The sequence below is a fragment of the Cognatiyoonia koreensis genome, from assembly GCF_900109295.1.
GTDB lineage: Bacteria > Pseudomonadota > Alphaproteobacteria > Rhodobacterales > Rhodobacteraceae > Cognatiyoonia > Cognatiyoonia koreensis.
On the sequence record NZ_FOIZ01000001.1, the window covers coordinates 166,288 to 176,891 of the forward strand.

At 60.8% G+C, this 10,604-nt stretch carries 8 protein-coding genes; 6 read left to right on the plus strand and 2 right to left on the minus strand.

What is annotated here, in order from left to right:
* Nucleotides 1–18 precede the first annotated feature (18 nt).
* A complete protein-coding gene (locus tag BMY44_RS00855; RefSeq protein WP_423219729.1) occupies nt 19–1,149 on the plus strand; it encodes an acetoin utilization protein AcuC in 1,131 nt (376 codons plus the stop codon).
* Here the strand turns inward: BMY44_RS00855 and BMY44_RS00860 are convergent.
* Entirely contained in the window at nt 1,132–2,349 is a 1,218-nt protein-coding gene (locus BMY44_RS00860) for a 3-deoxy-D-manno-octulosonic acid transferase (protein WP_131801549.1), read from the minus strand. The genes BMY44_RS00855 and BMY44_RS00860 overlap by 18 nt on opposite strands.
* A gap of 89 nt (nt 2,350–2,438) precedes the next feature.
* Between BMY44_RS00860 and modA the strand changes: the two genes are divergently transcribed.
* The 5 genes from modA to BMY44_RS00885 all read left to right on the plus strand — a co-directional run bounded on the left by modA (nt 2,439) and on the right by BMY44_RS00885 (nt 8,131).
* Nucleotides 2,439–3,158, plus strand: coding sequence for a molybdate ABC transporter substrate-binding protein (gene modA / locus BMY44_RS00865; protein WP_089989119.1), 720 nt, complete (start codon nt 2,439–2,441; stop codon nt 3,156–3,158).
* Nucleotides 3,155–3,850 carry a molybdate ABC transporter permease subunit gene (modB, locus tag BMY44_RS00870; RefSeq protein WP_089989120.1) on the plus strand — a complete coding sequence of 232 codons (696 nt, stop codon included), beginning with the start codon at nt 3,155–3,157 and terminating at the stop codon, nt 3,848–3,850. Before modA ends, modB begins: the two co-directional genes overlap by 4 nt.
* Nucleotides 3,850–4,917, plus strand: a complete 1,068-nt coding sequence (modC, locus tag BMY44_RS00875; protein ID WP_089989122.1) for a molybdenum ABC transporter ATP-binding protein — start codon at nt 3,850–3,852, stop codon at nt 4,915–4,917. Before modB ends, modC begins: the two co-directional genes overlap by 1 nt.
* Complete coding sequence (locus tag BMY44_RS00880; RefSeq protein WP_089989125.1) at nt 4,914–5,822, plus strand: hypothetical protein; 909 nt, start codon at nt 4,914–4,916, stop codon at nt 5,820–5,822. Before modC ends, BMY44_RS00880 begins: the two co-directional genes overlap by 4 nt.
* A gap of 65 nt (nt 5,823–5,887) precedes the next feature.
* The gene (locus tag BMY44_RS00885) at nt 5,888–8,131 is read left to right on the plus strand and encodes a heavy metal translocating P-type ATPase (protein WP_089989127.1); all 2,244 of its coding nucleotides are present in this window, start codon (nt 5,888–5,890) and stop codon (nt 8,129–8,131) included.
* On the opposite strand, the gene BMY44_RS00890 is transcribed toward BMY44_RS00885, so the two are convergent.
* Nucleotides 8,128–10,524 carry a GcvT family protein gene (locus BMY44_RS00890; protein ID WP_089989130.1) on the minus strand — a complete coding sequence of 799 codons (2,397 nt, stop codon included), beginning with the start codon at nt 10,522–10,524 and terminating at the stop codon, nt 8,128–8,130. The two genes, BMY44_RS00885 and BMY44_RS00890, sit on opposite strands and share 4 nt — an antisense overlap.
* Between the last annotated feature and the right edge of the window lie 80 nt (nt 10,525–10,604).

Below are 10,604 nucleotides of genomic sequence, written 5' to 3' on the forward strand. Positions count from 1 at the left end.
AGCGTTGACACAGGCAAGATGCGAATGAATCAACCGCCCCGATTTATCGGTTCTGAGATTTATCGGCACTCCAGCTATGGTCATTGGCACCCGTTGCGCGTGCCCCGTGTGTCCACCGTGATGGATCTGGCACGGGCCCTTGGCTGGCTACCTGCCCATCAGTATTTGGTCAGCCCGCGGGCGAAACCTGCAGCGTTGTACGGTTTTCATACCTCGGCATATGTGGCCGCTTTGCAAGCAGCTGAAACGGCGCAGGCCGTATCCGATGCGGTTCGCGCACGCCACGGTCTTGGCACCCACGCCAACCCCGTTTTTCCCGAAATGTATCGCCGACCCGCCACCTCTGCCGGTGCGGCCATGCTCGCAGGTGAATTGCTGCGTGAGGGCGGGATTATTTATACGCCAGCCGGGGGCACCCATCATGGGTTTCCCGATCGCGCGAACGGGTTTTGCTATCTCAACGATCCAGTGCTTGCGATCCAGTCCTTGCGCCGCAACGGTGCGACCCGCGTGGCTTATATTGATGTTGATGCCCATCATCCTGATGGGGTGGAATACGCCTTTGCCGATGAACCCGATGTCCTGCTTGTTAGCACACATGAACAGAACCGCTGGCCGCGCACCGGCGCGCTTGAGGACGCGGGCAGCGGTCAGGTCTTCAACCTGCCGGTCCCTGCCGGTTTCAATGACACGGAAATGGCGTTCGTCCGTGAAAGGCTGATCCTGCCAGCTGTTGCAGCGTTTCGTCCTGACGCCATCGTTTTGCAATGCGGCGCGGATGCCGTCACCGAAGACCCGCAGTCGCGGATGGCCCTTTCCAATAACGCGCATTGGGCCGTTGTCGCTGCCCTGATGCCCATGGCACCGCGCTTTGTTGTGCTGGGCGGGGGTGGTTACAACCCGTGGTCCGTGGGGCGATGCTGGACCGGCGTCTGGGCGACGTTGAACGGGCATGACGTTCCCGAGCGCCTGCCGAATCCTGCGCAAGACGTCCTGCGCGCCTTGAAATGGACGGGGCAATCGCGGGTCAAGGCCCCGCCTGAGCAGTGGGTGACAACGCTGCGCGATCAACCCCGCGAAGGGCCGATATCAGATGAGGTGCGCACGCGTGTCGCGCAGTTGACCGCGCGGTCAGGTGTTTGGGCCTAGGGCCTGTCTGATCTGGTCAAGCAGTGGTGTGATGTCGGGCTGATCCAGTGCTGCCTTTGCACGGGCGGCCATTGACGTATCACCGATATGTGCAAGTGCTGCCTGCGCGAGGCTTGCCGCGTCCGTGACCTCGACCGCCCCGTTCGCTTTGGTGAGTGCCGCATAGGTATCGGTAAAATTCGCCACATGCGGGCCAAAGAGGATCGGGCAACCGTATGCGGCCGGTTCGAATGGCGTGTGCCCGCCTTTGTTGACCAGCGACCCCCCGATGAATGCGACCCCGGCCAGCCGATACCACAGATGCATGTCGCCCAACGTATCGGCGATGAAGACGTCCGTATCAGGGGCGTCGTCGCTGCTGTGAAAGGCGACGGAAAATCCGGCGGCTTCTGCTGCGGTTCCGATTTCGGCCCCCCGTACAGGATGACGTGGCGCGATGATGAGACCGATATCGGGGCGGGTTGCACGCATGATCTTCAGGGCGGATAGCGCGATATCATCTTCCCCCGGGTGTGTGGCAGCGGCGAGAACCGTTTGCGAAGGGTCGCGTGCGCGCAGATAGTGCGGGATCTGTGTGTGGTTCGGGACGTAAAGCCCCTTGAGGTTGACCGGCGACGCCAGGGCATCGGATCGCACGCCCAGCTGAGTCAGGCGGGCAGCACTTTCGCTATCTTGCGGCGCGACCAGTATCATCGGCTTCAGCACGTGCTGCGCAAGCCCGCCGAAACGCTGCCATGTCCGCGCGCTGCCTGCCGACATGCGCGCGTTGACCATCGCGACCGGAAGGGAGTTCTTGTGACAGGTGATGATCCGGTTGGGCCAAAGTTCGTTTTCAATGATGACGAGGCCCGTGATCCTGTTGCGCCGCAGGAACCGGCGGGTGATCCAGCGCCAATCCAGCGGTGCCAGACCCGCCTGCACGTTCACAAGTCCCCAGTTGCACACGGTGGCGCGCCCAGTGGTTGTCGTCGCCGTGACCAGCACCGGCATTTCCTGTGCCAACGCCGCAATGATTGGGCGCGCAGCGTTCATTTCGCCCACGCTCGCCCCATGCACCCAGACCGCCGGACATGTAACGCGCGGCCCCATGATGCGTTGGCGCATGTCGCCCCAGCCTTCTGTCCCGCGCAGAACGGCCCAGAGTGCGCGGCAGAGCAGCGCAAGACCGATCAGGGGAGAAAGGAGCCGATAAAGAAACACCGCATATAGGCCTTCGAAAAAGTGGTGCCATCGCACTAGCAGCCAAACCGCCCCCTTGCCAGTCTCGCCGCTGCGCTCAATAAACGCTTATGTTCAAAACGCTTGTTCTTGTGATTGCCTGTCTTGGCACGCCGCTGGCTGCGGATGACATCCTTGTCTTCGCTGCGGCAAGCCTGAAAGGGCCACTTGATCAGATTGCGGCAGAGGCAGGCGATGTGGTTGTGTCGTACGGTGGCAGTGGCACGCTGGCACGCCAGATCAGTCTGGGGGCACCTGCCGATGTGGTCATCCTTGCCAGCACAGACTGGATGGACATACTGGAAACAGGTGGACACGTCTTGCCAGAAAGCCGCGCAGACATCCTTGGCAATCACCTTGTCGTTCTTGCGGCGAAGCCGGAACCTCTTGACCTTACTGTTGACGCCGTGCTGACCCGCTTGGATGGGGGGCGGCTGGCCATGGGCTTTGTCGCCTCTGTGCCTGCGGGCATCTATGGCAAGGCCGCGCTGACGCATCTGGGGCTTTGGGACCGTTTGTCGCCACATGTCGCCGAAGTCGATAACGTGCGCGCCGCTGTCGCGCTGGTCGCCCGTAAAGAGGCCCCACTGGCGATCGGTTATGCAAGCGATGCTGCACTGGTTGACGGTGTTTTTGCCGTCGCGCGTTTTCCGGCCGACAGCCATGAGCCGATCCGCTATCCGGCGGCGGCGGTCACGGCCGAGGGGCTGGCGTTTCTGGACCGGTTGCACAGCCCGCAGGCGCAGGAGATTTTCGCAGCTGCCGGGTTTCAAAAGGTCGCGCCGGAATGACGGGTGGACTTGGACCGGCAGAATGGGCAGCGATCTGGCTGTCCTTACGCGTGGCACTGGTTGCCGTGATTTTCACGCTGCCGCTGGCGATCTGGGCGGCGCATGTGCTGGCACGCAAGGTGTTTGTCGGCAAGCAGCTTTTCAACGTCCTCATTCATCTGCCTTTGGTGTTGCCACCCGTCGTGACGGGTTACCTTTTGCTTGTCATTTTCGGGACGCAAGGCGCGGTTGGGGGCTGGCTGTCCACGACGCTTGGCCTGACACTTGCCTTTCGCTGGACCGGTGCGGCACTGGCCGCTGGGGTCATGGCCTTTCCGTTAATGGTGCGGGCCATGCGCCTTGGGTTCGAGGCCGTGGATAGCGGTTTGGAAGACGCGGCTGCGACGCTTGGCGCAAGCCGCTGGCGTGTGTTTCGCACCGTCACCCTGCCGCTGGTGTGGCCGGGCATCCTTGCAGGCGCGGTGCTTGGGTTTGCCAAGGCACTGGGTGAATTCGGGGCCACGATCACATTTGTGGCGGCAATTCCGGGGCAGACCCAAACAATTCCGTCGGCCATCTACGGACTGTTGCAGGTGCCGGGGCAGGAACGGGGGGTGGTCAGCCTTGTCGTTGTCGCCATCGTGTTGTCGATGGGGGCATTGCTGGTATCGGAATGGCTGGCGCGCCGCGCAGTCCAGCGGGTTAATCGCTGATGATCGAGGTTGATATTCAACACCGGCTTGGCGATTTCGCTTTGGATGCATCTTTCAGCACACCTGTGGGCGTCACGGCCCTGTTCGGTCGGTCTGGCAGTGGAAAAACCAGTATTATAAATGCGATCGCGGGGCTTTTGCGTCCTGATCGCGGGCGGGTCAGCGTGAATGGCGCGGTGTTTTTCGATACGGACAAGGGCATCTGGCTGCCGCCGCACAAGCGCCGCGTCGGGTATGTGTTTCAGGACGCGCGGTTGTTTCCGCACCTGAGCGTGCACCAAAACCTGCGTTATGGAGGCCAACACGATGAAGCGCGCATCATCTGTCTTTTGGGTCTGCAAGGATTGCTGGAGCGACAGCCGAACCGGTTGTCGGGCGGGGAGCGCCAGCGGGTTGCGTTGGGCCGCGCGTTGATGTGCGATCCGCAGCTTTTGCTGCTGGATGAACCGCTTGCCGCACTTGATGGCCCGCGCAAGGCGGAAATCCTGCCGTACCTCGAAGCGTTGCGCGACACGGCAGAGATCCCGATCATATACGTCAGCCATGCCATCGCGGAAGTCGCGCGGCTTGGCACATCGCTGGCCGTGATCCGCAATGGCCGTGTCGCACGCGTCGGACCCTTGGAAGAGGTGATGGCCGATCCCGCGTCGTTGGCCCTTTTGGGGCGGGCTGATGCGGGCGCTGTTCTGACGGCTGTTGTCCAGCGCCATGATTCCGATGATGCGCTGACAGAGGTTGCATGCGCAGGTGGGACAGTTTTGCTGCAAGGCAAGATCGGGCAGGTTGGTGCGCGTTTGCGTCTGCGCGTTCCGGCGCAGGACATCATACTTTCGACGCAGGCCCCCGCCGGGCTAAGCGCGCTGAATGCCCTGCCGGTCGAAATTCTGGGCATCACAGAAGGGGATGGACCCGCACTCGCCGTTTCGCTGAAAGCGGGTGACGAAAGGCTTTTGGCGCAGATCAGCACGCGATCCGCCCGCGCAATGAACCTGTCTGTCGGGTCACAGGTCTACGCGATCTTCAAAGTCACGGCGGCAACCCCCGATTTTGGACAGGGAGAGTCGTGACACGGACGGTTGATTTTTACCTGCGTCCGCGCACGATCCGTCAGTTGACTGATGGCACGGGGCACCGGTTTTACAGTCGCGCCATGACTGCCTTTGAAAGTATCGGACTGCAGGTAAACTTGATCGATGACAGCAACGATATCCGCAAGGAATCGCTGTTCGCGCCGTGTTTCGCCCTGTTTGATCACAAGGTGCCGATCCACGATCTGTCACTGGATGTGCGCCGCACGGCCATCGGGCCGTTCTACCGGATGGAAAAGTCGCCGATCCGTGCAAAGTACCGGCTGGTGGATCGCCCGTTCTGCCCTGCGGACATCCCCGCGCAAAAGGCGCAAAGCTTCTTTCGCATATGGCAAAAACTGATCGTCAAACCAAAAACGACAGAGGCATCCGGCGTTGTTCTTGTCGCCCTGCAGGGGCAGCTATTGGCGCGCAGGTCGCAACAGGCCGTATCGCCTGTCGATATGATCCGCGCGACGATGGCACATGAAAAAGACCGTCAGATCTGGCTGAAGTTACACCCCAAAGAAAGCTACAGCGTGGACGAATTGGCCGCGATTGCGCAGTTTGCCAGCGATCCGCGTGTCACCGTATTTGACGGCGATCTTGATACTGCGCTGCATGCCTGCGATTACATTGTGACGCAGAATTCTTCGGTTGTATTGCGGGGGCTGTTCTATCAGCGACCTGCCATTGTCTTTGCCGATTGCGAGTTTCATCACCCTTTCAAAAGTGTGCGCCGCGGCGTGCCCGTTGCCGCGGCATTTGACACGGTCATGACGGACCAGCCGGACTTTGCCGCATTCGCCTATTGGTATTTGCAACTGAACTGCATCAACACGTCGCGCGAATGGGTTGAGGAAATGATCCTGACCCAGTGTCGTGAATTCGGGTGGGATATCTGAAGTCCGCTTGAAAATGGAAGGGATGCGGTCCTAGATAGAGTGAAGATGGCAAAAGGCCCCCAGACATGTCCGAAACTGTCCGCCTTTCGATATCCGGCCTGTCCTGCGCATCCTGCGCGGGTCGTTCGGAACGTGCGATGGCGGCGCTGGCCGGCGTGGAAAGTGCGGCCGTAAATCTTGCCACGCACACAGCAATTGTCACGTACGCGCCAGATGCGGTAACCCCCGATGACATCGCTTCTGCCTCTGGCTCTGCCGGATATCCGGCAAAGGTTGAGGTTGATCTGAACGCGCTTGGCCAAGACAGCGAACAGGCGCAAGAGCAGGTAGAATTGTCCAAGGCGACGCTGCTTGCGGCGGTTCTGACGCTGCCTGTGTTCATTCTGGAAATGGGTGGACATGTCATTCCCGGCTTTATGGGCCTGATCGACAATTCGATTGGTCACACAAACAGTTGGGCGATCCAGTTCATCCTGATTACTGCTGTCCTGATCGGGCCGGGCGCGCGGTTTTTCCGCATCGGGGTACCCGCGCTGTTGCGCGGCGCGCCCGAGATGAATTCGCTGGTGGCGCTGGGCACCTTTGCCGCGTGGGCCTATTCGACGCTGGCCTTGTTCACGCCAGCGCTGTTCCCCGAAAACACGCGGGCTGTCTATTTCGAGTCTGCTGGTGTCATCACGACCCTGATCCTGCTGGGCCGCTGGCTGGAAGCGCGGGCCAAAGGGCGGACAGGCGCTGCGATCAAGCGTTTGATCGGGCTGCAGCCGCAAACCGCCTTGGTCGAAAGGGACGGGGCGGTGAATGCCGTGCCGCTGGAGTCCGTCGTCATTGGTGACACGTTGCAATTGCGCCCGGGCGAACGGGTAGCTGTTGACGGAGAGGTGATTGAAGGCGCGTCCTTTATCGATGAATCGATGCTGACCGGCGAACCGGTGCCCGTGCAAAAAACGATCGGCGATGCGGTGGTCGGCGGCACGGTGAACGGCACCGGAGCGATCCGCTATCGTGCCACGGCAGTCGGCGGGCAGACAGTACTGGCGCAGATCGTGCGTATGGTTGCGGACGCGCAAGGGACCAAGCTGCCGGTGCAGGCGCTGGTTGACCGCGTCACGCGCGTGTTCGTACCCGTGGTCATGGCGCTTGCGGCGCTGACGGCAGCGGTTTGGCTTGTATTCGGTCCTGCACCTGCTGTGCCATTTGCCCTTGTTGCGGGCATTTCGGTTCTGATTATTGCCTGCCCCTGCGCGATGGGTCTTGCGACGCCGACGTCGATTATGGTCGGGATCGGCCGCGCGGCCGAGGCAGGCGTGCTGTTTCGCAAGGGTGACGCCTTGCAATCATTGCAGACTGTCGCTGTCGTCGCCTTTGACAAGACCGGCACGCTGACACGTGGCCGCCCGCAAATGACGACCTTTGCGGTCGCGCCGGAATTCGATGAAGCAGCGGTTCTGGCCGCCGTGGCGTCTGTGGAAAGCCGGTCCGAACATCCCATTGCCGCAGCAATCGTGGCGGCGGCAGAGGCACGCGATCTGTCCATCCCCGAAGTGTCGGCCTTTAATTCGGTCACCGGTATGGGCGCGACTGCACAGGTTGGCGATGATGACGTCATTGTCGGGGCTGGGCGTTTCATGGCGGCGTCCGCTATCGCGCTTGGCCAATTGGAAGCCAAAGGTGCAGAGATCGCGGCAAAGGGTATTACCCCTGTCTACGCCGCAATTAACGGCAAGATCGCGGCAGTGATCGGGGTGTCTGATCCGGTCAAGCCAAGTTCTGCCGCGACGGTTGCGGGACTGCACGCGCAGGGGATCAAGGTCGCGATGATCACCGGCGATCACCACGCCACGGCAGAGGCTATCGCGTCGTCGCTTGGCATCGATCACGTGGTTGCGGACGTCCTGCCAGACGGCAAGGTTGCCGCAATCGAAGGCCTGCGTGCCCAATACGGGCCTGTCGCCTTTGTTGGTGACGGTATCAATGATGCTCCGGCGTTGGCGACCGCCGATGTGGGTATCGCGGTGGGCAGCGGCACGGACGTTGCCATCGAAGCTGCTGATGTCGTTCTGTCAGGCCATGATCTGGAGACGGTGCAAAAGGCTTTTGTCATCAGCCGCAAGACGATGCGCAACATCCGCCAGAATCTGTTTTGGGCGTTTGCCTACAATGCGGCATTGATACCTGTCGCCGCCGGCGTGCTTTATCCGGTGAACGGTATGCTGCTCTCGCCGATGCTGGCTGCCGGTGCGATGGCGCTTAGCTCTGTGTTTGTGGTGTCCAACGCGTTGCGTCTGCGCAGGGTTGCACTGACCTAGCGGCTTGCTTCCGTATAAAGTGCTGGTTGGACCACCTCTGCTGGGACGCGCGTTCCCAGCACATCGATTTCCAGCTTTGTGCCTTGGTCCGTGTGATCGAGATCCACGAAAGCGTAGGCGATATTCTTGCCAACGCGATAGCCCCAGTGCCCCGATGTGACTGTCCCAATGACACGGTCCCCATGCATCACAGATGCGCCGCCCCGTGCAGGTGCGGTGGTGCTGTCAATCACCATCGACACAAGCCGTTTTCGGGGCGCATGCGCGGCCAAGGCGGCTTTGCCAATGAACGCGGGCTTGTCCTTTTTTACGAACCGGTCGAGTCCGGTTTCAAAAGGGCTGAATTCCGTGAGGATATCCGCTTTCCAATGCAGATACCCCATTTCCATCCGCATCGATTCAACGGCGTGCGCGCCGAACAGGGTCACATCGCCAGCGTTGCGGATTGCCAGATAGGCGGCGTAGAGCGACGCATTCGGTATGTGCAGTTCGTATGCCAGCTCACCGCTGAAGCTGACGCGCATCACGGTCGCGGGGGCAATCCCGATGAAGCATTCACGCACCGACAACCACGGAAACGCCGCGTCGGACCAATCGGCGCGGCTGACCTTTTGCAGAATGTCGCGCGCTTTTGGTCCGGCCAGAACAAGGATCGTCTGATCATCGGTGAGCGTGCGTATTTGCACGTCTTCGTCGTCGTGCACGTGATGCGCAAGCCAGTCGCGGTCGTGGTATTCCGATGCTGCCGCCGACCCGTACCAGACGCGGTCCGGTCCGCGATCGGATGCGGGGATGTTCGCGATGGTCGCTTCGGCCTTGAGCATGCCGTGATCGTTCAGCAGATAGGTCAGCCCAAGTCGGCCCGGCCTTTTGGGAAGATTGCCGCAGACCATGCGGTCAAGAAAGCTGTGCACATCCTTGCCGGTCAGTTCGATACGATTGAAGCCGTTGACCTCTGCCAGACCGCAGCCGGATTGCACGGCTGCAACCTCGGCCCCCACGAGATCGAAGGTTTCATCGAAACGGAATGACGGGGTGGGGTGGACTTCGCCAAAATACTCTGCCCGTTCCCATCCGTTGACGATGGTGAATTGCGCGCCTTCAGCAGCAAGGATGGGGGTAAGCGGCGTGGTTTTTGCCATACGCCCTGCCGGGCGGTGTTCGTTCGGAAAATGAAAGCGGAATTCGTTCTGGTAATCCTCGATCGCTTTCAATGCTGTCAGTTCGGTCGTGGCATGCCCGGTAAAGCGGCGCGGGTCGATGCACCAGGTGTCATAGCACGCCTCGCCGTGGACGATCTGTTGGGCCAGCAACCAGCCATGCCCGCCGCCTTCGCCAAGCCCCGCCCGCAACCCGATAATGCAAAAGGCGTTGCGTTTTCCCGGGATCGGTCCGACCAGCGGGGCCCCGTCGATGGTGTACGTGATGGGCCCGTTTACGACGGTGTGGATTCCAACCTCTGCCAGGGCGGGCATGCGCGCGAAGGCACCTTCCAGCACGTCGGTGATGCGGTCCAGATCATCGGGGCAGAGGGCATTGACGAAATGCGGATCGATCCCGTCCATGCCCCAGGTTTTGCAGTCCTGTTCATAGAACCCGACCAGCAGGCCGTTCTTATCTTGCCGGCAATAATAATCGCTGATCGGACAGCGCAGCAGGGGCATGCGATGACCGGCCTCTGCAATGGCAGGGATATCTTCGGTCACGAAATACTGGTGTTCCATCGACGTGACGGGGTGTTGGACGCCCATCATCGCGCCCACCTCGTTGAAGCGGTATCCGCAGGCGTTGACGACGATTTCGCAGTCGATATCGCCGTGGGCGGTGTGAACTGTCCAGCTGTGATCCTTTTTCTGGGTCAGACCAGTGACGGGCGTGTTGCGATAGACCTCGGCACCGGCCTGACGGGCGCGCCGTGCCAAAGCTGCGCAAAGCTGGGCCGGGTCGATGTCCCCGTCGTTACCATCCCACAAGCCGCCGATGAGGTTATCGGTCGAAATCAGCGGGTGGCGGCGGGCACATTCGGCAGCGTCGATCACCTCGAATTCGACGCCCATGCCCCGTGCCATGGATGCAAAGTGACGATAGCCGTCCATCTGCGCCTGCGTGTTGGCAAGCCGGATGCCGCCGTCACCATGGTTGTATTTGACCGGGTATTCCGGATCGTCACGAAGGTCCTTGTAAAGCGCGATGGAATGGCTCTTGAGGCCAACCATCGTCTGGTTCATCCCGAAATTCGTCACCTGTGCTGCGGAATGCCACGTTGTTCCGGAGGTCAGTTCATTGCGTTCCAAAAGGACGACATCGCTCCAGCCTTCCTGCGTCAGGTGATAAAGCGTCGAGCAACCGGCGATACCGCCACCGATGACGACAACGCGCGTCTGGGATTTCATGTCGCTAGTCTCCTTGCCATCCGATGAGTGGAGCGGTTTTTTTGCGGCATCGTCAACCGTCCTGCGTGGACTTTGCATTT

Bases quoted from the DNA above. Each gene is read 5' to 3' on its own strand.
- modA (WP_089989119.1), top strand. From the start codon at position 2,439: ATGTTCAAAACGCTTGTTCTTGTGATTGCCTGTCTTGGCACGCCGCTG.
- modC (WP_089989122.1), top strand. From the start codon at position 3,850: ATGATCGAGGTTGATATTCAACACCGGCTTGGCGATTTCGCTTTGGAT.
- modB (WP_089989120.1), top strand. From the start codon at position 3,155: ATGACGGGTGGACTTGGACCGGCAGAATGGGCAGCGATCTGGCTGTCC.
- BMY44_RS00890 (WP_089989130.1), bottom strand. From the start codon at position 10,524: ATGAAATCCCAGACGCGCGTTGTCGTCATCGGTGGCGGTATCGCCGGT.
- BMY44_RS00855 (WP_423219729.1), top strand. From the start codon at position 19: ATGCGAATGAATCAACCGCCCCGATTTATCGGTTCTGAGATTTATCGG.
- BMY44_RS00885 (WP_089989127.1), top strand. From the start codon at position 5,888: ATGTCCGAAACTGTCCGCCTTTCGATATCCGGCCTGTCCTGCGCATCC.